33 protein-coding genes and 1 pseudogene are annotated in these 19,940 nt (G+C 32.9%); 31 read left to right on the top strand and 3 right to left on the bottom strand.

Annotated elements, in window-relative coordinates:
* Positions 1-125 precede the first annotated feature (125 nt).
* The 3 genes from FP432_RS04275 to FP432_RS04265 are packed head-to-tail and all read right to left on the bottom strand — an operon-like array spanning position 126 to position 1,728.
* Entirely contained in the window at positions 126-932 is an 807-nt protein-coding gene (locus tag FP432_RS04275) for a DUF5067 domain-containing protein (RefSeq protein WP_265488095.1), read from the bottom strand.
* Between the two features lie 47 nt (positions 933-979).
* Positions 980-1,372, bottom strand: coding sequence for an ImmA/IrrE family metallo-endopeptidase (locus FP432_RS04270; protein WP_265488094.1), 393 nt, complete (start codon positions 1,370-1,372; stop codon positions 980-982).
* Positions 1,373-1,374: 2 nt separating this feature from the next.
* Complete coding sequence (locus tag FP432_RS04265) at positions 1,375-1,728, bottom strand: helix-turn-helix domain-containing protein (RefSeq protein ID WP_265488092.1); 354 nt, start codon at positions 1,726-1,728, stop codon at positions 1,375-1,377.
* Between the two features lie 266 nt (positions 1,729-1,994).
* Between FP432_RS04265 and FP432_RS04260 the strand changes: the two genes are divergently transcribed.
* From FP432_RS04260 to FP432_RS04110, 31 genes and pseudogenes are all read left to right on the top strand, one after another.
* Complete coding sequence (locus FP432_RS04260) at positions 1,995-2,183, top strand: helix-turn-helix domain-containing protein (protein ID WP_265488091.1); 189 nt, start codon at positions 1,995-1,997, stop codon at positions 2,181-2,183.
* A gap of 13 nt (positions 2,184-2,196) precedes the next feature.
* The gene (locus FP432_RS04255; protein ID WP_265488089.1) at positions 2,197-2,331 is read left to right on the top strand and encodes a hypothetical protein; all 135 of its coding nucleotides are present in this window, start codon (positions 2,197-2,199) and stop codon (positions 2,329-2,331) included.
* A gap of 94 nt (positions 2,332-2,425) precedes the next feature.
* On the top strand, positions 2,426-2,728 hold the full coding sequence (locus tag FP432_RS04250; RefSeq protein ID WP_265488088.1) for a hypothetical protein: 303 nt from the start codon (positions 2,426-2,428) through the stop codon (positions 2,726-2,728).
* A gap of 93 nt (positions 2,729-2,821) precedes the next feature.
* Positions 2,822-3,010 carry a hypothetical protein gene (locus FP432_RS04245; RefSeq protein ID WP_265488087.1) on the top strand — a complete coding sequence of 63 codons (189 nt, stop codon included), beginning with the start codon at positions 2,822-2,824 and terminating at the stop codon, positions 3,008-3,010.
* Positions 3,003-3,308, top strand: coding sequence for a hypothetical protein (locus tag FP432_RS04240; RefSeq protein ID WP_265488086.1), 306 nt, complete (start codon positions 3,003-3,005; stop codon positions 3,306-3,308). Before FP432_RS04245 ends, FP432_RS04240 begins: the two co-directional genes overlap by 8 nt.
* Positions 3,305-3,562: a hypothetical protein gene (locus tag FP432_RS04235; RefSeq protein WP_265488085.1), complete on the top strand. Its 258-nt coding sequence runs from the start codon at positions 3,305-3,307 to the stop codon at positions 3,560-3,562. The genes FP432_RS04240 and FP432_RS04235 overlap by 4 nt, the downstream gene beginning before the upstream one ends.
* 103 nt (positions 3,563-3,665) lie before the next feature.
* The gene (locus tag FP432_RS04230; RefSeq protein ID WP_265488084.1) at positions 3,666-4,073 is read left to right on the top strand and encodes a hypothetical protein; all 408 of its coding nucleotides are present in this window, start codon (positions 3,666-3,668) and stop codon (positions 4,071-4,073) included.
* A gap of 35 nt (positions 4,074-4,108) precedes the next feature.
* Positions 4,109-5,497, top strand: coding sequence for a DEAD/DEAH box helicase (locus FP432_RS04225; protein ID WP_265488083.1), 1,389 nt, complete (start codon positions 4,109-4,111; stop codon positions 5,495-5,497).
* A gap of 2 nt (positions 5,498-5,499) precedes the next feature.
* A complete protein-coding gene (locus tag FP432_RS04220; RefSeq protein WP_265488082.1) occupies positions 5,500-6,249 on the top strand; it encodes an ATP-binding protein in 750 nt (249 codons plus the stop codon).
* Complete coding sequence (locus tag FP432_RS04215; protein ID WP_265488081.1) at positions 6,249-6,818, top strand: single-stranded DNA-binding protein; 570 nt, start codon at positions 6,249-6,251, stop codon at positions 6,816-6,818. Before FP432_RS04220 ends, FP432_RS04215 begins: the two co-directional genes overlap by 1 nt.
* Before the next feature lie 18 nt (positions 6,819-6,836).
* Entirely contained in the window at positions 6,837-7,634 is a 798-nt protein-coding gene (locus FP432_RS04210) for a bifunctional DNA primase/polymerase (RefSeq protein ID WP_265488080.1), read from the top strand.
* Positions 7,624-8,946 carry a VapE domain-containing protein gene (locus tag FP432_RS04205; protein ID WP_265488079.1) on the top strand — a complete coding sequence of 441 codons (1,323 nt, stop codon included), beginning with the start codon at positions 7,624-7,626 and terminating at the stop codon, positions 8,944-8,946. Before FP432_RS04210 ends, FP432_RS04205 begins: the two co-directional genes overlap by 11 nt.
* Positions 8,947-9,202: 256 nt before the next feature.
* Positions 9,203-9,532 (top strand): helix-turn-helix transcriptional regulator, encoded by a 330-nt coding sequence (locus FP432_RS04200; RefSeq protein ID WP_265488078.1) that lies wholly within the window; start codon positions 9,203-9,205, stop codon positions 9,530-9,532.
* A gap of 35 nt (positions 9,533-9,567) precedes the next feature.
* A complete protein-coding gene (locus FP432_RS04195) occupies positions 9,568-9,921 on the top strand; it encodes a hypothetical protein (protein WP_265488077.1) in 354 nt (117 codons plus the stop codon).
* An 81-nt stretch (positions 9,922-10,002) separates the two neighbouring features.
* The gene (locus FP432_RS04190; RefSeq protein ID WP_265488076.1) at positions 10,003-10,341 is read left to right on the top strand and encodes a hypothetical protein; all 339 of its coding nucleotides are present in this window, start codon (positions 10,003-10,005) and stop codon (positions 10,339-10,341) included.
* 17 nt (positions 10,342-10,358) lie between these two features.
* A complete protein-coding gene (locus FP432_RS04185; RefSeq protein WP_265488075.1) occupies positions 10,359-10,568 on the top strand; it encodes a hypothetical protein in 210 nt (69 codons plus the stop codon).
* 2 nt (positions 10,569-10,570) lie between these two features.
* Positions 10,571-10,741 (top strand): hypothetical protein, encoded by a 171-nt coding sequence (locus FP432_RS04180; RefSeq protein ID WP_265488074.1) that lies wholly within the window; start codon positions 10,571-10,573, stop codon positions 10,739-10,741.
* The gene (locus tag FP432_RS04175) at positions 10,738-11,052 is read left to right on the top strand and encodes a hypothetical protein (RefSeq protein WP_265488073.1); all 315 of its coding nucleotides are present in this window, start codon (positions 10,738-10,740) and stop codon (positions 11,050-11,052) included. Before FP432_RS04180 ends, FP432_RS04175 begins: the two co-directional genes overlap by 4 nt.
* 6 nt (positions 11,053-11,058) lie before the next feature.
* Positions 11,059-11,214: a hypothetical protein gene (locus FP432_RS04170; protein WP_265488072.1), complete on the top strand. Its 156-nt coding sequence runs from the start codon at positions 11,059-11,061 to the stop codon at positions 11,212-11,214.
* On the top strand, positions 11,204-11,383 hold the full coding sequence (locus FP432_RS04165) for a hypothetical protein (protein WP_265488071.1): 180 nt from the start codon (positions 11,204-11,206) through the stop codon (positions 11,381-11,383). The genes FP432_RS04170 and FP432_RS04165 overlap by 11 nt, the downstream gene beginning before the upstream one ends.
* On the top strand, positions 11,376-11,732 hold the full coding sequence (locus tag FP432_RS04160; protein WP_265488070.1) for a VRR-NUC domain-containing protein: 357 nt from the start codon (positions 11,376-11,378) through the stop codon (positions 11,730-11,732). The genes FP432_RS04165 and FP432_RS04160 overlap by 8 nt, the downstream gene beginning before the upstream one ends.
* Positions 11,716-12,147, top strand: coding sequence for an NUMOD4 domain-containing protein (locus FP432_RS04155; RefSeq protein ID WP_265488069.1), 432 nt, complete (start codon positions 11,716-11,718; stop codon positions 12,145-12,147). The genes FP432_RS04160 and FP432_RS04155 overlap by 17 nt, the downstream gene beginning before the upstream one ends.
* Before the next feature lie 52 nt (positions 12,148-12,199).
* Positions 12,200-12,649: an ArpU family phage packaging/lysis transcriptional regulator gene (locus FP432_RS04150; RefSeq protein WP_265488068.1), complete on the top strand. Its 450-nt coding sequence runs from the start codon at positions 12,200-12,202 to the stop codon at positions 12,647-12,649.
* Positions 12,650-12,777: 128 nt separating this feature from the next.
* Positions 12,778-13,299: a terminase small subunit gene (locus tag FP432_RS04145; protein ID WP_265488067.1), complete on the top strand. Its 522-nt coding sequence runs from the start codon at positions 12,778-12,780 to the stop codon at positions 13,297-13,299.
* On the top strand, positions 13,274-14,491 hold the full coding sequence (locus FP432_RS04140; protein ID WP_265488066.1) for a PBSX family phage terminase large subunit: 1,218 nt from the start codon (positions 13,274-13,276) through the stop codon (positions 14,489-14,491). Before FP432_RS04145 ends, FP432_RS04140 begins: the two co-directional genes overlap by 26 nt.
* Positions 14,482-15,909 carry a phage portal protein gene (locus FP432_RS04135; RefSeq protein ID WP_265488065.1) on the top strand — a complete coding sequence of 476 codons (1,428 nt, stop codon included), beginning with the start codon at positions 14,482-14,484 and terminating at the stop codon, positions 15,907-15,909. The genes FP432_RS04140 and FP432_RS04135 overlap by 10 nt, the downstream gene beginning before the upstream one ends.
* Entirely contained in the window at positions 15,893-17,809 is a 1,917-nt protein-coding gene (locus FP432_RS04130; protein WP_265488063.1) for a minor capsid protein, read from the top strand. The genes FP432_RS04135 and FP432_RS04130 overlap by 17 nt, the downstream gene beginning before the upstream one ends.
* Positions 17,802-18,209, top strand: coding sequence for a hypothetical protein (locus FP432_RS04125; RefSeq protein WP_265488062.1), 408 nt, complete (start codon positions 17,802-17,804; stop codon positions 18,207-18,209). Before FP432_RS04130 ends, FP432_RS04125 begins: the two co-directional genes overlap by 8 nt.
* Positions 18,210-18,322: 113 nt before the next feature.
* Positions 18,323-18,874, top strand: a complete 552-nt coding sequence (locus tag FP432_RS04120; protein ID WP_265488061.1) for a phage scaffolding protein — start codon at positions 18,323-18,325, stop codon at positions 18,872-18,874.
* On the top strand, positions 18,874-19,821 hold the full coding sequence (locus FP432_RS04115; protein WP_265488059.1) for a capsid protein: 948 nt from the start codon (positions 18,874-18,876) through the stop codon (positions 19,819-19,821). Before FP432_RS04120 ends, FP432_RS04115 begins: the two co-directional genes overlap by 1 nt.
* Positions 19,817-19,936, top strand: a pseudogene (locus tag FP432_RS04110) (HeH/LEM domain-containing protein); the annotation flags it as partial. The gene FP432_RS04115 and the pseudogene FP432_RS04110, both read left to right, overlap by 5 nt.
* Positions 19,937-19,940: the final 4 nt, after the last annotated feature.

Below are 19,940 nucleotides of genomic sequence, written 5' to 3'. Positions count from 1 at the left end.
AAAATAGGGTATAAGAAATAGGCATCGAGTAAATGCCCATCTCTTATATTTTGATAACATTTAAATATTAAATATTGCCTAAGCTCTACACCTAGCCCGTGTGGGGCTTTTTTGTTTGCAATTAATTAATCATCAGTATCTGTATCGCTATTGTCATTAGTATCTGCAGTGTTACTGTCCGACTGATTATTTTCTTTATCGCTATCTGAATTTGAATCAGAGTTGTTATCAGTGTCTGTATCATTAGATGAATCAGAATCCGAATTAGTGTCAGTGTCATTATCAGAACTGGTATCAGTGTCAGTAGATGAATCATCAGTATTTGTTTCATCCGTAGCAATTAGACTTTCACTAGTGGCCGTCATGGTTAACGCTTTACCATTTTCATTACCTAAACCATCTACAGGTTGGAAAATATATTTGTCGACTAACTTGTCTCCATTCTTAGAATCAAGGTCAAAGTCGAATGCTACTTGAACAGTTTTACCAGGATCAACTTTATTATCATTGGCTTTGATTAAATCAGCATACTTGCCAAATAAGCCTTCATCGTATGAACCACCAATAGTATTTAATTCGTGAGTACTATTAGATAGTTTTTGCTCCAACTTAATATTTTCTCTGAAGAAATCGTTTGGACTTACTGATTTCTTTGAAGTGTTTTTGAATGAAGCAGTAATCATAACAACGTTATAGTTTGAATCTGAATCAGGTAAGTTTGGATCATGAACTTTAACATTAATTACTTTATCAATCTTTAATACACCATCTTTTGTGGTAAAAGTCTTACCTTTGAAGGTGTTGTATTTAGGGGTAGAAGCAGTCTTTGAGTGTGAATTATCACTGCCGCTTGAACCATCACTTGAACAAGCACTAGTACCTAAACCTAATAATACAAGTGCAGTAGCACCTAATACATATCTCTTTTTCATATAAGCCTCCTATATTGCCTTAAGTTTATAGTCATTGACGGTGTGGACTATGCAATGCTTTCAAATAAATAATATTGATTTTTTGGAATTTTAAAGCATTCCGCAAAATTATAGTAAGTATCAAAATATAAATCGTTATCTTGGCAATATCTTAATAATAGTTGAATTGCAAAAGCGTTAGCAGTTGCTTCACCCCGTTGCTTACCTAAAAATGCCAAATGATAATATATACCATTTTCTAGTAAAACATGACCAATCTCATGGGCAATAATAAACGGTAGTTCATCTTTCTCATGCCAATTAGTATTTATATGCACCATAGGGAATTTACCGGCATATCCAACGCTAGGAGCATCAGATGGTAAATTTTTATCCATAAGGCAACCAATACCATGATCTAATGCAAAATTTAATTCGTACGCAATTATATCATCGTACATTACTACTCATCTCCCTTAAATAAATCGGGATGCTCTTTTACATATTGTTCAGCCATAACTTTATAGTAGCCTTTTAAATCATCAGGAATAGAGCCACCGTATGGCATACCAAGGTCCGACCAAGATAACCCATCATTAGTAGTACTATCAGGGATTTTCGGATCATCAGTATTACACAAAAGATAATCAGTGGTTGTATGTAATTGTTTAGCCACTTTAGCTAAATCCGTTCCTTTAGGATCATAATTTTTCCATTTATAGATAGTATTAATTCCAATGCCGGACTTTTCAGCAACTATTTGAAGACTCATTCCATTCTTTTTCGCTAATTTTTTAATTCTATCAAATGTATTCATATCAATGCTTTCTAGAGCATGCAAAAATAAAATTAGCTAAATTGGATAAAAAATGTTGCATATTTTATCCAATAGGGTTAATATATTTTTGTAAGCTAATTCGTTAACAAAAATGTTCACAAAATAATATAATAGCGAGAATCAAAAACCAAGTAGGGGCTTGTTTGTTTCGCTTATTTATTACACTCTCATTTTATCCTATTGGGTCAAATTGTCAACAAGATTGTTAACTTTTTAGTTAATTTTGATAAAAGGGAGGGTTAACAATGCCAACTACAAAACCTGGATTAGACCTAGTAAATGATTATTTAAAAGAAAATAACATTAAACCATCTGATCTAGCAAAAATGTATGGAATGACCAAATCGGAAGTAAGCATGTATTTAAGCGGGAAAAGAACTGGTAGTACTGCTAATAAATTCATTTTAAAGGTCATTCAAGATTTCAAAATCTAGAAAGGAAAGGTAAATGAAGAGATATCAATTAAGAGTAGTAGAACCTGTTATGAGTTCAGATTCTAAAACAAGAAATTTAGCCAATGCGATTATTCACTCTCTAGAAAATGAAAATGCTGATTATTTTGAAATAAAAAAAAGCACTTGATTTAGCAGATCAAGTACTTTTAAACCAATTACTCAGCCAAAAAAATTAATGAAAGCTAGAGGGTTCTATAAAAAAATAGAAAGGAATAATAGCAATGCAAGTTGTAATTCCACCCGATGAATTAGATGAAGCAATACAAAAAGCAGTAATCAAGCTTGATTTAGTCCCAAGACATACCCTCATGGGACAAACAATCAGTCTTGATGAATTTAGAAAAAAGTATTGCGGCGGTCGAAGTAAAGCATGGGTAAAGCAAGAAATCTTTTATAAATTTAAGCCTGATTGGGTTGATGATATCCACCCTGGTAGAGGTAGAAAGATAACTATCTTTGAATACCCTGCTGCTGAATGGATGGAGAACCACAGAAAGGAAATTAATTGGAAATGGGCAAACTAGAAAAAGCGTTTTGTATGGAAATTATCGGTATTGGTGTGTTTCTAACAATGTACTTTGGTTACTTATTGTTTAGTTGGATTTAGGAGAGTAATGATGAAAGTTTTTAATAAAAGATCTTTTCCAAACGTAATAATGACTGCTTTAGGCTACGGCAAAGGAATCAATGCTAAACCACATAATCCTATTTACGGGTTCGACAGCATTCCAATTATTGACAAGATTAATTCAGGTCAACTAGATGAAATTAGTTATGTAGAAGGCGAGGAAATTGTAAATGATTAATGATCCATATTACATAGCAGACAAAATGAAACGTCTTAAAGGTTCTGGCTGTTTAGTCGCTTACGCAGATAACCGACCTTGGTTTATTTCATCAGAAATCACTGAAGCAGATTTCGACAATGGTGTCGAATTTCTAAAATCACGTTTAGAAAAATTAGGACCAGAAAAATTTGCGGAAGAATTAGACGTAGATGAAAACGAACTAATAGTAGAGCTACTAGAAAATACTAATGAAATGCCACCTGATAAATGGATAGACGATATATTAAATGACATCTATAAGAGTGAAAAATTATGATTGAAGCTTATCGAAAGTATTATGAAGAATCAAAACTTGCTTTTAATGACTGGACTAAGAATTTAGTGAGAGAAGCTTTAAAGCAAGGAACTTATCAGAAAGCCATTAATTGGTTAAAGAAAAACAAACCAGAACTTAAAGGTTTTTCAAATGGAACCCTGGAAGACCAACTACAAAACATTGTAAGAACAACTTATGATGATGCGATTCATGAAGTTTATAAATTAGCACTAAAGGAAGAGGTAAAAAAGTAATGAGTAAACCAAGATCTGAATATTCAGTAGCATCAAACAAAACTTACTTAAACACAAAAAAGTTAATCATTATTTAGAAGTATTAAATTTAACTCCAACCAAAGTGAGTGAGGATTTAAATTGGGGAAAAGATACTCTGCGAGAGTATTTAACTTACCGTTGTCTTATTAGCAAAGAAAAGAGAAAGCAGCTTGCAGAGTATTTCCATTGTTCAGAATCTTATATGATTGATTACTTTCCAACCGACAAAATGATTGAAACCCATAAGGAATTAAACATTAATCATAATTCAAGTAAGCAATCTATTTCAATTAACAACAATGTTGAATCACACAATGATTATTCTTTTGAATTGATATTAGAAAAAATCAAATCTCAAGGAAAAGAAATCGAATTATTAAATAAAAAGATTGATGATTTTATGAGTTTTATGAAAACAGAATTCAAAAAATATAGTGATAGATCAAACAAACAGCAAGTATATATTTTGAATGAATTAAAACGTAAGTAATGGTTAAAGGATTTAAATGGGAGGTGGTCTAAGAGATGTATGAACTAAGACCTTATCAACAAGACTTAATCACTAAAATCACTAATTCAATGAAAAAAGGTCATAAATCAATTGTCGTACAGTCGCCGCCTCGTACTGGAAAAACAGTAGTAATGGCAGAAATTGCACGAAGAACCACGCTTAAAACTAATCGAGTTTTATTTCTAATTCATCGTAAAGAAGTTCTAGATCAAGCGGTTAGAACATTTAAAGAACAGAATGTAGTTCCTGAGCTACTAACTGCAGGTATGGTTCAAACATTAACTCGTAAAGTTGACAAATTATCAGAGCCGCAATTAATTCTAATAGACGAGGCACACCATGCTTTGGCTAAAAGTTACCAGAGAATTTTAAAGCAGTTTCCGAATGCGTTTATTTTGCTATTTACAGCAACACCTATTAGAACAGGGCGGCAGCAATTAGATTTAATAGCCGATGATATTATCGTTGGTCAATCAATCCAAGAATTAACTGAAAAAGGCTTTTTAGCACCATTTAGATATTTTCAACCACCTAATGATTTTGACGTTAAGCAGTTAAAAAAATCATCTACCGGTGACTATACAAAAGATTCTATGGATAAAGCTTTAAGTAATAAATTGTTTGGTCACATTGTTAAGCAATATAAAAGAATTGCTAATGATAAACAAGCAGTAGTTTATGCCCACTCAATTGATGCAGCTTTAAAAATTACGGCTGAATTTAATGAGGCAGGAATATCAGCAAGCGAAGTAGATGGAACTACGCCTAAAGATAAACGTGAAAAAATAGTTCAAAAATTTAGAGATCAGAAATTAAAAATCTTAGTTAACGTGAACCTATTTACTGAAGGTGTAGATTTACCTAACGTTGATTGCGTCATAATGGCACGACCGACAGCCTCACTAGCATTATATTTACAATTCTCAATGCGTTGTTTAAATCCTAGACCTGATAAAACAGCGATTATCATTGACCATGCTAATAATTTTAAAAAGTTTGGTTATCCAGACGATGAAAGAGACTGGAAGTCGGCAATGATAACTGGTTCTAAAAGTAAAAAGGTTAAAGAAAGCGAACCAACTTTTGCGATTGCTACTTGCGATTATTGCTTTGCGGTAGTTAAAGCTTCACAGGTAAAAGACGGTAAATGTCCAATTTGTGGCAATCCAATTAAAGTACCTGATAAAGCTAAAAAAATAGCCGATGTTGATTTAATTGAAAGAGGTAAAGAACGTAAAAAGATCATTGAGGACGCTATTCACGATACGGTTATGACTAACGTTATGAATAAAAGTGTTAGTGAACTTAAGTCTTATGCAGAATTGAAAGCTTATCAAAAGTTACATGGATTTAAACCAGGATGGGTTTATATCATGGCTAAAAAGAAAGGAATATTTAAATAATCATGATTACATTACCAAAGGTAGAAACATTAAAACCAAAATCACAACCACATAACTTCTTTATTTGGGGAGAAACAATGTCAGGGAAATCATATTTTGCTAGTTACTTCCCAAACCCACTAATTTTGAATACCGATGGTAATAGCGAACAAGGGCAAGCACCATCAATTCAAATTAGAAACGAACGTGACCAAAACGGTAAATTAACCCATTCGGCAATCCAACAATTAGATGATATTATTGTGGCTTTGCAAAACCAAAAAGGTAGTGAAGACCAACAATTTAAAACTGTAGTAGTTGATGTTATTGATGATATTTGCGTCATGATCGAACAAGCTATTTGTTTAGAAAATGGCGTTCAATCATTAGCTGATATTGCCTATGGTAAAGGTTATGCAATGTTTAATGCAGCATTACAACAATTTGTCATGGACTTAAAAGCTTTACCAATGAATGTAATTTATATTAGCCGTGAAATTAGTATTACTGATGAAGACACAAATAGGACTACTTTCAAGCAATCCCTTAAGGATAAGTACTACAACATCGTAAATGGTAACTGTGATCTAGTAATCAGAACTTCAAAGATTGGTCAAGGACAAAATATTACTTACATGCGTGAAGTTAAAGCTGTAAGAACAAAATACGATCCTGAAAACATCACTGATAAAAGAGTGTTGCAATTACTTGAAAGTTGCCAAGGTATGTTTACAAAAGACCAAATGGAAAAGTTAAAGAAAGGTGATAAATAATGAGTTTAGCAGATGCACTTAATCAAATTAAAAAAGAAAATTACGACCCTAAGAAGGACAAGCCAGGTTCTGGATTTGAGCGAATTCCAGATGGTGAATATATCGTTTCCTTAAGCGGGGCAACTCACGGAGTATGGCCGAACAGTCAAACAGACTTTATTAGATTTAGTCTAGAAGTAGCGACTGGGGATGAAGCTGGAAGACAAGAATTCTTTACACCTACACTTGCGGAAACCACTTCTAAAGGTAAAAAAATGCCAGCCGGTGTGTTAACCAGAAATATCAAGCAAATTCAAAGATTGGGAGCAATGGTTGGTCTTGATCCTGTTCCGGACGAATGTTTTTTACAAGAAACCGAATCAGAAGACTATGAAAAATTACAAGATGCCTTCCAGCCTTACAAAGGTAAATTGCTTAAGTTAACTATTAAAACCACTGAAAATAAAAAAGACCCTGATAGACCTTACAGAAATTTAGAATTTGATGAAGTGGAGCAGCCTAAAGCCATTGATCCAAATGCAGCTAAAGCCACTGGCGTAACAGTCACTGATGATGATTTACCATTTTAAATTATGCGAGGGTAAGGTATGCTACAAAACTTAGTTAATTATGCGGTTGATTATGCAGAAAAAGGATTTTCAGTAATTCCAATTGGAGCCGGCAAAAAGCCTTTAATTAAGTTTGCTGGTAAGCCAGCTCTTACACCTGATGAAATTAGGAAAATTTGGCAAACACACCCTTTAGCAAATATCGCTTTAAAAACTGATAAATTCTTCGTGGTTGATGTCGACCGTCACGGGGATGTCGATGGGCTAGAGTCAATAAAAAAAATAAATCATGATGAATGGTTTAAAGACACGTTGACCGAAAAAACCGCGCACGATGGTTATCATTTTTATTTTCAAAAACCAGCTAATGGCGAAATAACTCAAAACATTGGATTCTTACCAGGTGTTGATTTGAAGGCACACGTAAATAATTACGTGGTTGTTGCTCCAAGTGCATTAGGAGATAAGCAATATAAGTGGCTTAATCAAGCTCCAATGAAACCAGCTCCTCAAGGATTATTAGATCTTTTAAAAGAAAAAGCTGATAAAATCCCTAAAACTAAAGTTGCTCAACTTTATGTTGGGATGAACAAAAAGACAAAAACGACAGGTTTGTTTGAAACTATTATTGAGGGATTTGGTGACACTGGGCAAAGAAATGATAGTTTGGCTAGTTTTATGGGCGGTTTATTATTACGCAATGTTGATCCAGAAGTTGCAGCAAAATTAGCAGTGATTGCTAATGAAAATACCCCAGACCCACTACCAATGAACGAACTTGAACGAACTGTAAATTCCATGATCGAAAAGGAGGCAAGACGTAGAAGTGGCGGATGATAAAAAGAAAGTCATAAAAATTAATAAAGAAGCTGCTGATGTAGTCAGAAATAATGAAAATAAACGCTCGCCTTTCGAATTGACTAGAGATGGTGGACTAAAAACGACTTCAGTCAAAAATGTAGTTTTGATTTTACAGAACGATCCTAAGCTAGTTGGATTATTTAAGTTTAATGAATTTACCCAAGAAGTCGATGTGGTTAAAGACGTTAAGTTAGAAACATCCCTGGGGACCATTGAGATTTCAAAAGGTCAATATACAGATCAAGTGATTAATTCAATTGAACTATATATTGAATCTAATCCTACTTATGTTGGTGCAACTTTTAAAAATTCGGTGATTGACCAAGGGATTACTAATGTTGCTTATATGAACTCATACAATCCTGTAGTTGATTATATGGATGATGCTTGTAAGCATTGGGATGAAAAACACAGATTAGATAATTTTTTCCCAACCTATTTAGGTGCAGAAAAGAATGAAACCACGGCTTTAATTACAAGATTATGGTTCATGGGCGCTGTAGCTAAGGTATATGATCCTACAACTAAATTTGATTATGTTTTGGATTTAGTAGGTGGCCAAGGGACTGGTAAAACATCATTATTACAGAAAATAGCACCACTCGGGTTATATACCGACCAGTTTAATACCTTCAAGCAAAAAGATGATTTTGAAGTCATGAAGAATGCTTTGATTGTCAATGATGATGAAATGACTGCATCAAATGCCGCATCACCAGAAGAATTGAAAAAATTCATCACTATGCAGACTTTTGAATATCGTAAAAGTTACGCAAGAAAAACAGTTAGATTTGCAAAAAGCTTTGTTATTGCCCGTACCACTAATGAAGTTAGGCACTTGAAAGATCGCTCTGGAGATAGAAGATTTATTTCAATTTATGTTAATCCTAAAAAGCAGGAAAAAAGTCCAGTTTCAGATTTAACAGATGAGTATGTAAAGAAGCTTTGGGGTGAAGCAGTTCATTTATACAAGATTGCTCAAGATCCATTCCTATTAACTGAACATCAAGAACAATTATTAGAAGATAATAAGACGCAATTTATCTATACTACTGGTCTTGAAGAAGAACTAATGTCGATTCTTGAAAATAAATATAAAGATACTGAATTTATTACTAATCAAGAATTAGCATTCTCATTATTTTCTGATAAAGATGCTCTTGGTAGAAATAGTAAAGATGCACGAAGCATTAGATATTACATGGAGCATCTTGGTTACGATGTCGGAGCAAGAAAAAGGGTTGAAGGAAAAGTTGTAAGAGGTTTTTTAAAGAAAAGTGACAGTTAAGTAACAGTAAATAAACACTAACTGTCAACACGACAAATGTTGATATGCCAGTGTTACTAAGTACTAGTGACAGTAATATATATATTTATTAATAAAATATTTATATATAAGTATATATAGTAGTAAGCGTGCCTATATAAAGGCGACCCCGATTTTACTGTTCTACTGTTCACAACACAGGCAAACCTCTTGATAGAGTAAGGATAAAAAGCGTGACAGCAAGCGGATTTTTACTGTTACATTTAGCGGACGAATTATGAATAGAATTAAGCAATTAAGAAAGAAAAAAGGACTTTCTCAAAAAGAGCTAGCTCACGAATTTAATAAATTTACGTTCACTAATGGTACTCACTCAAAAAAGGCTCCAACTTATGCCACTTTTTCTAGATGGGAAAAAGGTTTAAACACCCCAACTAATGAAACATGGAATAAATTAGCAAAATTCTTTGGTGTAAGCGTGGAATATTTACAAGGTGCATATAGCAAAGAAGAAGTTATTGAAATTGCCGAAGAAGCAGGCTATTCAGATGAGCAAATTCAAATTTTTATTGAAGATTGGTTTAATATAACACCTAAAAAGTGGTAAACAAAATTGGTCTAGTTAAATTTAGGAGTAGAAAAATGAAAGTGAAAATTTTTGAGAATGATTTCGAGAATATTAACGAAGAAATTAACGATTTTATCAAGAATCATAAAGTTATTGATATTAAACATGCAGCAAATTATATTTCTAGAGTGGAAAGGATATGCCTGTTTATGAAAACTAAATGCGAGTATTGCACGTTTAATAAAGCTGATGAACCAGAAGAAACATGGTTAAGAGGTAAAAAGTGGGAAGACCGCTATGGTGAATCTGCAATTGTTTATGATACAGACAATGGAACCTATTGGATTGAAACTTTTGAAGATGTAACGGCAGAAATTAAATACTGTCCGATGTGTGGACGTAAATTCGGAGAGGATACCGATGAATAAATTCGATTTAGTTAATTTCGGTTGTGCAGTAATAGCACTATCGGTCTTAGCTCTATTTATCTGGAAAGTGAGCACGATGTGATGGATGAAATACGGATTGTATTTTGGGAAAAATATAGGGGAAGAAATATATTAATTAAAAAATTCTACCCTTCAGATAATATGAGGGGCTGGTTTACTGGCTATGTTCAATTATTGTCAGAAGATAATGCTAAATATCCAATTATGGCTAATGATTCACAATTTCTATCAGCATTTGACCCATTCCCAGGAGGAATGACATTTCTAGATCAATTGCAAGTTGTATCTGATAACGATTTATATGCAGGTTTCGATACTATGCACTGGGGAATGGAGCATTTAAACGTATTTGATTGCGTTAAAGCACTAAAACAAACAATAGATAATTTAAATAAATAAAAACGAGGTAAATAACAATGAATAAACAATTAACAGGTAGAAAAGTTACTTTTAATTCAGATATTGAAAACTTTAAAGTTAAAGGCTCATTAGTAACTATTAATTTAACTGCTGACGCACAACAAATTGATTTAAACCAATTGAGTAAAATTGCAGAAAATGATTTAGTTGTTGATTTAACCAGTGTTCAAACTGAATTGTTAGATGAACCTGAAAAGGAAAAATAGCAATGATTGAGTATGCAATGTATAATGGCGACAAATTTATTGATTTGGGTACAATAGATTATTTATCTGAAAAATACAAAATTAAGAAAACTACATTAAGATGTTACGCAACCCCAAGCAGACATAAAGGCGGACGAAAAAAATTACTTTATAGAATAGAGGAAGATAAATGAAAGGTAATATGAGTTTTACGGTTAATTTTAAAGATCCACAACTTGGATTAATTGAGAATAGGGTAGAAGATTACTTAGGTGAAGGTTACGCTTTTAAAATTGATAGTTACAAAGTAACTTATGTTTCTGCTATTGAAGCTAAAGTTTATGTTGAATTCACTAAACATCCCAAGAATATTAATTTAAATATTGGCGAGTTAGAAGTGCCGTATAAAGTATTTAATGAATTGCAAAAAGATATGAAGTCAACTAGCTTTAAAGGACTTAAAGAAACAATTATTAATGCACTAGACAATTATTATGAAGTTTAAATAAACATGAATAAGCAATATTTACAGAAACTAATTCTAGAAATCTATGATAAGGAATATGAATTATCTTATATTGAGCCTTCTGATAGATGGAAGAAGTTAGTAGATAAAGCAACAGAAATCGTAGAGAAATGTATTAAAGAGGGTGTTCATGATGATTAAAATTGAAACGATTACTGGAGATGTGATCGAAACTAATGATGGTGATTTAAATTTCTGGATGCAAAGAATGTCAACGACTGATATTCAACTTATTAAAGAAAAAAATACTGGAGGATTAATTCTAGTTAATCCGAAATATATTACGATGGTGACCGAAGTAAATGACTAGTGAACATTATATTCAAAATCAAGTATTAGCAGCATTATCGGCTAATGGGTGTGATGTATTTCGTGCTAATGTTGGTCAAGTACCCTTACGCGATAGTTCAGGAAAGTTTCTAAGAATGTTTAGAACAGGTTTACCCAATGGGTTTCCAGATATTTTTGGCTATAAACATTCAAACCATAAAATTTTCTTTATTGAAATGAAAGACGATAAAGGTAGACCACGGGAAGACCAAATACGTTTTCATAAACACTTGATGCAAACTAATACAATTCATGGTATTGCACGTTCAGTTGATGATGCTTTAAAAATTGTAAATGAGGAGTTGGTAGGATATGGATTTGCCGATTAAGTGGAAAAAGATAGATGGATATGATGGAAAATATCTAATCTCAAATACTGGTTTGGTAATGAATAATAAAATGAAAATTCTTAAGCAGCAAATTAACAGACTTGGTGAACATAGAGTTGCTTTATTTGATTCTAAAAAAATTAGACATTCTCATCTAGTTCATAGACTAGTAGCTACATATTTTGTTCCAAATCCTAATAACTTTAAAACTGTTATTCATTTAGATGGTGATATTACAAATAATAAAGCTAGAAATTTAAAATGGGATAACTCATATCGTAAAACTTCTTTCAAATTAGATGCTAACTTTTATTCTCATTTACACAAAATAGAAAAAAAATATGGTTCGATAGCTAGTACGCCACATAATGATGCGGATTACATTGCAATACAACATATAGTAGGAAATTGTTAAAATAGAGGTAGAGAATGAATTGTGTAAGAGATGAAGTATAGGAGGATTTTCAGTGGAATTATTTCCAGAGATTGATATTAATAAAACAGCAAACAGAGTAGATAAATTCCTTAAGAAAGATCTAGAAAAATTAATATTGATGTCTGGTAGAAGCTTAACAGATTTATCCTCACCTGTTTTAAGTGAAGCCCCTAGTCATAGGAATGGAGTAAATAGTCAAGAAGCAGCTATTATTCGGGGGTTAGATGCTGCAAGGGAAGTACAAGCTATTCATCATACAATAGTTAATTTGCCTGAAACTAGTAGAACGATATTAATTGGCTTGTATATAAAACACGAAAGTTGGACTTTAGTTCAGCAACGTATCTATCGTGAACATACTCAACTTAGTATTCTTCGAAGACAAGCATTAATCCAGTTTGCTGATAGTTTTGATTATTATCAACAACATTATGGATGCATCCCTTGTGTAGATTTACATGTTTACAAAACCGAACTTTAACCGGAATTTTACCGAACTTCGTTCGTACTTAAATAGTGTATATTTGTTATAGTGAAAAAATTGTATGAAAGGCCTGACCTAATTGGTTAGGTCTTTTTGCTTGCTCTGAAAGGTGGTGGAGAAATGGGTTGAATAAGTTGACGATTAAACAGCAGAAATTTTGTGACGAGTATATCAAATGCGGAAATGCCAAAGAAGCCGCAATAAAGGCTGGCTATTCTCCTAAAACTGCTTACTCGATTGGAAATGAAAACCTGAAAAAACCTGAATTAAAAGCTTATATAGAAAAGCAGATGAAAAAGCTTGAATCGGAAAAGATAGCAGGGGCTAGAGAGGTTTTAGAGTATTTATCATCAGTTATGCGGGGAGAGCAAACGGAGTCTGTAACGACTGCTAAGGGCGTCTATGACGATGTTCCAGTTACAGCGAAAGATAGAATTTCAGCTGCTAAAGAGATACTTAAAAGATATCCAGATGATCCACTAGGCAAAGCACAACTTCGTAAAGCTAATGCAGATGCAGAATACAGTGAAGAGCGAGTTAAGGCAATGAAACAATTAACTAATGAAGATAATCGTGTATTGAATGACTTACTAGACAAAGTTAACGCAGGAGTAATTGAAGATGAGAATGAAGAAAATACTGACTAAAAAACAGGAAGAAGTACTTTACTCATACTTTAATGACGATTGGAAAACGATGATACTTGCTGGTGCAAAAAGAGCAGGAAAAACAGTATCTAATAATTATATTTTCTTTTATGAAATTAAAAGGGTTGCAAAGCTTGCAAAAGAACGCAATGATCCACACCCACAATATATTTTGGCTGGTTATAGTTCTAACTCGATTTACAGTAATGTTATTAGTTCAATTGCTACTCAATTTGGAATTGATATTAAGATTGACCGGCATGGACATTATCATCTATTCGGAGTTGATATAGTACCTGCTTATACTGGCTCAATTCGAGGCTTAGCTGCAATACGTGGTATGACTTCCTATGGAGCTTATGTTAATGAAGCATCACTTGCAGTATATGATGTTTTTCAAGAAATTGTTTCTCGTTGTTCAGAACCTGATTCACGGGTAATCTGCGACACAAACCCTGACATCCCTACTCATTGGCTTAAAACTCGTTATATTGATAATCACGATCCGGCTGCAAAAATAAAGTGTTTTAATTTTACAATTGATGATAATACTTTTTTAGATCCTGAATATGTTAAATCTTTCAAAGCACAAACTCCAAAAGGGATGTTTTATGACCGTGATATTTTAGGACTTTGGGTCACCGGAGAAGGTATTGTTTATCAAGATTTTAATAAAGATACGATGCTTATTACTGAAAGTGAAATACCAGATGGCTTACATTATTATGCTGGTGTGGACTGGGGATTTGAACACCTTAATTCTATTGGCTTGTTTGGTGATGATGATAAAGGAAATACATACTTTATCAAAGAGTTCACAGGAAAACATAAATTTATCAATCATTGGGTAGAAGTAGCACATCAAATTCAGGAACAATATGGAAAAGATATTGTCTTCTATTGTGATAGTGCTCGTCCTGATAATATAAGTGAATTTCAAGCTAATGGCATCAATGCAATTAATGCTAATAAGTCTGTACTTCCCGGTATTGAATTTGTGGCCAAATTAATGAAAACAGGAAAGTTTTTTGTTAATGAAGAAGGTATAGAACATTTTCTCGATGAAGTTTATCAATATATTTGGAATGAGAAAACTGGGGAACCAGTTAAAGAACATGATGATGTAATGGATATGATGCGTTACGCAATTTACAGCAAACACTATAAAGGAGGCTATGTACCGTGGACGTAAAAGTATTACAAAATCTGATAAAAAATACTGCTACGTTAAGAGAGCGGCGAGTTAATAGATACAAAACTTCTCTGCGATATTATGAGAACAAGACTGATATTACTAACCGTAATAATGGAAAGTCTAGACTTAATAAAGAAGGTAAAGACAAGCCTTTACGTCATGCAGATAATAGAGTTCCTCAAAATTTTCATCAATTGCTTGTAGATCAAGAGGCCAGCTATGTGGCAACCAAAGTTCCTCAAATTGATGTAGGGGATGAAAAAATTAACAATCAAATAATAGATGTTTTAGGTGATCAATTTGCACTAACCTTAAATAATTTAGTAGTTGATGCTGCTTTAGGTGGTTATAGTTGCTTACATTACTGGCTCGATGATGATAATAATTTTAGATATTCTGTTGTTCCATTTGATCAAGTAACACCAATTTTTGATACAACGTTAACTTCAAAATTAATTGGATTACTTAGGAGTTACAAACAATTAGATTCTGATACTGGAAAATATTTTATTGTTCATGAATATTGGACTGATCAAGAAGCTATGTTTTTTAGAACACCGGATACAGAAAATGTAGAGACACTGGAACCATATAATCGGATTACTACGTTTGATGTATCAGCTGGTTATGAAACTGGGGCAAGCAATGTATTTCATCATAAATTTGGACGAGTTCCTTTTATTATTTTCCCAAAAAATAGATATAGAGAACCTGATTTATTTAAGTATAAGGGCTTAATTGATGCTTACGATGATATTTATAACGGCTTTTTAAATGACATTGATGATATTCAACAAGTTGTGTTGGTATTAAAAAATTATGGCGGTACAGACCTGAGAAGCTTTATGAAAGATCTTAATGAATATAAAGCTGTTAAGTTCAACAACAGTGGTAATGGCGACCAGAGTGGTATTGATACACTTCAAATCGAAATCCCAACAGAAGCTCGAAATACTGTTTTAAATATCACAAGAGATAATATTTTTGTTCAAGGCCAAGGAATTGATCCAACTAAGTTTGATACGACTAATGCTAGTGGTACAGCTATTAAGATGCTTTATTCAACATTAGAGCTAAAAGCTTCAACAACTGAAGCTAATTTTAGAAATTCTATTAGCGATTTAGTCAGAGCTATTATGACTTATCTCAATCTCCCGAATGCAATGAGTACAAATGTAATTCAGACATGGCAAAGAACCATGATTGAAGATTCTTTAAGTCAAGCTCAAGTGTTATCAACTGTGGCAAATTGGTCTTCCAAGGAAGCAATTGCAAAAGCTAATCCAATTGTTGATGACTGGCAACAAGAACTTAAGTATCAAGAAGAAGATGCTAAAAATGGTGATCCATTTGCTCCTGATTCTGATTACAAGCCTGATGATTCAGAAGATGATGTAGATGATGAAGACGAATAGTTATTGGCGTAAGCGAATGATTTTTGCTAAACAGCAAGAATTGCAAAGCGCTGCAGATTATGAGTTGGCTATGCGAAATCGTTTAAAGCAGCTTGAAAATGATATGGAGTGTGAAGCATTTGGTTATATATCAAGGTACGCTCAAGAAAATAATACATCTCTAAAAAATGCTGCACAGGCTTTAAATACTATTAACAGCCGACATTGGCGGATGACATTAGAAGAATTTAAAGCTAAAGCTGAAAAAGGTGGATATAAAAAAGAACTTGATACCGAATATTTTAGAAGTCGGATAGCTAGATTACAGGATTTGCATGATCAGCTGGTTATTTTTGCAGAAAAACATTCAGCTAGTGAAGTACTTAGAATGCAAACAGCTTTATCAAAAGAATATTCTGAAAGCTATTTGATGGCAGAATATAGTCGGCAGAAGTTACAAGGAAAATTGAGTATTAATATTAATCACTTCAACGAACGGCAAGTTGAGAATATAATTCGTAGGCCTTGGCAAGGCAGTGATTTTTCAAAACGTATTTGGAGAAACTATACTAAGGTCTTACCTGATTATCTTACTGATGCTATCTTACGTGGCACTTTACTTGGACAGTCATATAGTAAAATCACTCAAGAGATGCGGCAAAGAATGACGCAATTTAGTGAAAATCAAATTCATAGATTAGTAGTTACTGAAATGGGTCATGCGCAAGAAACAGCTAACTTAGATTTTTATAAAGATAGCAAAATTGAACAATATCAATATATGGCCACGCTTGAATCACGTACTTGTACTGAATGTGGTCATCTTGATGTAAAAATATTTAAAGTTAGGGACCAAAAAACAGGAATAAATTATCCATTGATCCATCCTTATTGTAGATGTACCACTACACCGTATGATCCAGCCCTACCTGATGTAGAAACAAGATGGGCGAGAGATGATAATGGTAAAGGTCATTTAATTAAAAATATGACATTTGATCAATGGAAAAATTATCAAAATGTTTTTAATCCTAAAGTTGATAGTGAGTTCAAACCTAAGTTAACATTTACGGCTCATAAACACCTTACTAATTCATTACCTAAAACTTTGCGTCACCTTACTACTAAAAGTATTGATGATTTTATTAATAAAAATGTTAATAAATATGATACCGATGAAGAGACTAAACGCTTAGTTAAAATAAATGTAAAAAAACAGCTTCAAAAAATTGCCGATATTTCAGCTTTACCTACTGTACAAGTAAGAATGCGAGTTAATACAAGCGATTTAGAAAGCATTATCAATACAGGCTTTAAAAATCAGTTTGAAACCCATAAAAGTGGTGGGCTATTTGATCCAGCTCGTAGGAAGAAGGCTACGGCTAATTTATTTAATATTCCAATGGAAGAAGTTAATAATTATAAGTCTATTGATTTCGAAAAATATGGTTATTTGTGGGATAGTAGAGATGATGAGCCGTTTAATAGAAATTTAAATCAGTATGGAAGTAGTAAGATTATTTTCAAAGACTCAATAAAATCCAGGACAACATATAACCATGGTGATAGTCTAGGAATTAAAGGAATGCCATTAGAGAAGCTAGCTAAGCCGTCTAAAATTGGTACTATTAATGAATCATATTTGCGAAACTTAAAATTTATGAAGTCTAACCAAGGTAGAACTTTTTTAAGTAAGTTATGGAAAGACCCTTATCTTGAGTTAAATGAAAACTATGATAATATAAATAAATTTATTAAAAATAAACAATACGATTATAATGAAGCACAATTGCATGGACACTTAACTTATAAAGATATTGATTATATAATTATTCCAAAAGATGAATTAACTGAAAGTTTAGAAAAACTTCTAAAAAATAAAAAGATCAAGTATAAGTTAGAGGAGGTTTTAGATGGTTAAAGTCATAGCAAAATTCCCAACTACTAATGATTACTTAGTAATTAGTCATGATTTAATTTGCCTAGTGGGTGATAAAGGTAATTCTGTAGGTCGTCTTAAATACATCTTAAATCTTTTAACTCATGGCAATAGACCGCCTCAAATAGGAGATTTTACAGAGGAATATTCATCTGAAGAACTAAAAAAAGTAGACCAAAAAGCCTTAGAGGAACGGAAAAAATTTGCTAAAGAACTAATTGAGTGCGAGATGCCACCAAGTGAAGTGGATGCTTATATCAAAGAACGATGCGAACAAGTTTTGGCTGATTTTAATGAGGCAGTCGGTAAAGAAATATTCCCTAATGTCAAGATAAAACCAGGCTGGTGGGATAAATATTGGGATGATTTTGAAGGAATATAGCACTAATAATTGTTAGTGCTTTTTATTTTGACCTAAGCAAGTCGTAAAAAGGCTTATTTTTTATGCCTTAATGACAGGCGAAGTCGTAAAAACGTGTGAAAGGAACAGACAATATGAAAAGAGAAAACCTTAAAGAGTTAGGTCTTAATGACGAACAAATTAATAAAGTTATGGACTTAAACGGTAGTGATATTGAAAAAGCTAAGAGCAATTTAAATGAAATTACTGAAGAAAATAAGTCTTTGAAGTCACAAATTGATGAACGTAACAAGGATTTAAAAAAGTTGCAGTCACAAGTTAAGGATAATGAAGACTTATCAGGTCAATTCAAGGATCTTCAAAGTAAGTATAAGGAAGATACTGAAAATCTTACTAACAAATTGCATGCAGTGAAACTTAATAGTGCTATTGAACAATTTTTGACTCATAACAAAGTTAGAAATACCAAGGCTGCTAAGGCTTTATTAGATAACGATACTATCAAGTTGAACGAAGATGGTACTGTTCAAGGGCTAAAAGAACAAGTTGAAGCTATGAAGAAATCAGATCCATATTTATTTGATGAAGGTAGTAAAGAAGATTATAAGCCTACTAATGGCGAGCCTGCGCCAGTAGACACAACTCAACAAATGGTTGATATATTTAAAAAAGGAGAAGCTAAATAATGCCAGATTTAATTAATTACGCAACCTCATATCAACAAGCTATTCAAACAGCTTTTTATGATGGTCATTTATATTCAGCAGACTTATGGAATAGTCCAAGCAATGCACTTATCAAGTGGGATGGTGCTAAGCACTACAAATTACCACGTTTAAATATTACCGAAGGACGTCAAGATCGTAAGAGACGAGAAATTACAGTGCCTCACGCAAACTATTCAAATGATTGGGATTCATACGAAGTGAAAAATGAACGTTACTGGTCAACTTTGGTAGATCCATCAGATGTGGATGAAACTAATATGGTCGTTTCAATTGCTAACATCACTCGTCAGTTTAATTTGACTGAAAAGATGCCTGAAAAGGACCGCTACATGTATTCACACTTGTTTTTAGAAAAGCAAAATTTAGATGGCACTAAAGGTATTCACACTGATACTTTAGATGAAAAGAATATCTTACAAGCATTTGATGATATGATGACTAACTTTGATGAAGCATCTATTCCATCTAACAACCGTATTCTTTATGTAAATCCAGTTGTTAATGGAATTTTGAAGCGTGCGGATGCTATGAATCGTCAAATTGTTATTAGTGATCCTGGTAATATTACTCGTACTGTTCATAGCTTAGATCAAGTAACTATTAAAGTTGTACCAAGCAATTTAATGCAAACTAAATTTGATTTTGAAATTGGGTCTAAAGAAGTTGCAGATGCTAAACAAATTCAAATGTTATTGATTTACAATGGTGTTCAAGTTGCACCTGAAAAATATTCATTTGTTGGATTTGATGCACCTACCGCTATAACTTCTGGTAACTATGTTTACTACGAACAATCCTATGATGATGTTAATTTACTTCAAACTAAGTCAGCAGGTATTGAATTTGTAGTCGCTGATAAGGTAGCTACTCCAAATGATGATGCAAAGAAAGATGCGAGTAAGTAAAGATAAGCCTACAGCAGCTAATACAGTAGCTGAAATCAAGAATTATCTTGATGCTAATGGTATTTCTTACGATAACAGCGCTAAAAAAGATGAATTGCTTGCTCTAATTAAATAGGAGT

The organism is Lactobacillus sp. PV034 (genome assembly GCF_014522305.1).
Classification (GTDB): Bacteria; Bacillota; Bacilli; order Lactobacillales; family Lactobacillaceae; genus Lactobacillus.
Note: the sequence above shows the minus strand (reverse complement) of the source record. Positions and strands in the feature narration are given on the sequence as shown.

Excerpts from the sequence above, each read along its gene's own strand:
- FP432_RS04185 (WP_265488075.1), top strand. The coding sequence starts at position 10,359 with ATGAATAAACAATTAACAGGTAGAAAAGTTACTTTTAATTCAGATATT.
- FP432_RS04125 (WP_265488062.1), top strand. The coding sequence starts at position 17,802 with ATGGTTAAAGTCATAGCAAAATTCCCAACTACTAATGATTACTTAGTA.
- FP432_RS04175 (WP_265488073.1), top strand. The coding sequence starts at position 10,738 with ATGAAAGGTAATATGAGTTTTACGGTTAATTTTAAAGATCCACAACTT.
- FP432_RS04180 (WP_265488074.1), top strand. The coding sequence starts at position 10,571 with ATGATTGAGTATGCAATGTATAATGGCGACAAATTTATTGATTTGGGT.
- FP432_RS04260 (WP_265488091.1), top strand. The coding sequence starts at position 1,995 with ATGCCAACTACAAAACCTGGATTAGACCTAGTAAATGATTATTTAAAA.
- FP432_RS04250 (WP_265488088.1), top strand. The coding sequence starts at position 2,426 with ATGCAAGTTGTAATTCCACCCGATGAATTAGATGAAGCAATACAAAAA.
- FP432_RS04140 (WP_265488066.1), top strand. The coding sequence starts at position 13,274 with ATGAGAATGAAGAAAATACTGACTAAAAAACAGGAAGAAGTACTTTAC.
- FP432_RS04120 (WP_265488061.1), top strand. The coding sequence starts at position 18,323 with ATGAAAAGAGAAAACCTTAAAGAGTTAGGTCTTAATGACGAACAAATT.
- FP432_RS04265 (WP_265488092.1), bottom strand. The coding sequence starts at position 1,728 with ATGAATACATTTGATAGAATTAAAAAATTAGCGAAAAAGAATGGAATG.
- FP432_RS04170 (WP_265488072.1), top strand. The coding sequence starts at position 11,059 with ATGAATAAGCAATATTTACAGAAACTAATTCTAGAAATCTATGATAAG.
- FP432_RS04155 (WP_265488069.1), top strand. The coding sequence starts at position 11,716 with ATGGATTTGCCGATTAAGTGGAAAAAGATAGATGGATATGATGGAAAA.
- FP432_RS04235 (WP_265488085.1), top strand. The coding sequence starts at position 3,305 with ATGATTGAAGCTTATCGAAAGTATTATGAAGAATCAAAACTTGCTTTT.
- FP432_RS04275 (WP_265488095.1), bottom strand. The coding sequence starts at position 932 with ATGAAAAAGAGATATGTATTAGGTGCTACTGCACTTGTATTATTAGGT.
- FP432_RS04165 (WP_265488071.1), top strand. The coding sequence starts at position 11,204 with ATGATGATTAAAATTGAAACGATTACTGGAGATGTGATCGAAACTAAT.
- FP432_RS04245 (WP_265488087.1), top strand. The coding sequence starts at position 2,822 with ATGAAAGTTTTTAATAAAAGATCTTTTCCAAACGTAATAATGACTGCT.
- FP432_RS04215 (WP_265488081.1), top strand. The coding sequence starts at position 6,249 with ATGAGTTTAGCAGATGCACTTAATCAAATTAAAAAAGAAAATTACGAC.
- FP432_RS04160 (WP_265488070.1), top strand. The coding sequence starts at position 11,376 with ATGACTAGTGAACATTATATTCAAAATCAAGTATTAGCAGCATTATCG.
- FP432_RS04240 (WP_265488086.1), top strand. The coding sequence starts at position 3,003 with ATGATTAATGATCCATATTACATAGCAGACAAAATGAAACGTCTTAAA.
- FP432_RS04195 (WP_265488077.1), top strand. The coding sequence starts at position 9,568 with ATGAAAGTGAAAATTTTTGAGAATGATTTCGAGAATATTAACGAAGAA.
- FP432_RS04220 (WP_265488082.1), top strand. The coding sequence starts at position 5,500 with ATGATTACATTACCAAAGGTAGAAACATTAAAACCAAAATCACAACCA.
- FP432_RS04130 (WP_265488063.1), top strand. The coding sequence starts at position 15,893 with ATGATGAAGACGAATAGTTATTGGCGTAAGCGAATGATTTTTGCTAAA.
- FP432_RS04115 (WP_265488059.1), top strand. The coding sequence starts at position 18,874 with ATGCCAGATTTAATTAATTACGCAACCTCATATCAACAAGCTATTCAA.
- FP432_RS04270 (WP_265488094.1), bottom strand. The coding sequence starts at position 1,372 with ATGTACGATGATATAATTGCGTACGAATTAAATTTTGCATTAGATCAT.
- FP432_RS04225 (WP_265488083.1), top strand. The coding sequence starts at position 4,109 with ATGTATGAACTAAGACCTTATCAACAAGACTTAATCACTAAAATCACT.
- FP432_RS04200 (WP_265488078.1), top strand. The coding sequence starts at position 9,203 with ATGAATAGAATTAAGCAATTAAGAAAGAAAAAAGGACTTTCTCAAAAA.
- FP432_RS04255 (WP_265488089.1), top strand. The coding sequence starts at position 2,197 with ATGAAGAGATATCAATTAAGAGTAGTAGAACCTGTTATGAGTTCAGAT.
- FP432_RS04210 (WP_265488080.1), top strand. The coding sequence starts at position 6,837 with ATGCTACAAAACTTAGTTAATTATGCGGTTGATTATGCAGAAAAAGGA.
- FP432_RS04190 (WP_265488076.1), top strand. The coding sequence starts at position 10,003 with ATGGATGAAATACGGATTGTATTTTGGGAAAAATATAGGGGAAGAAAT.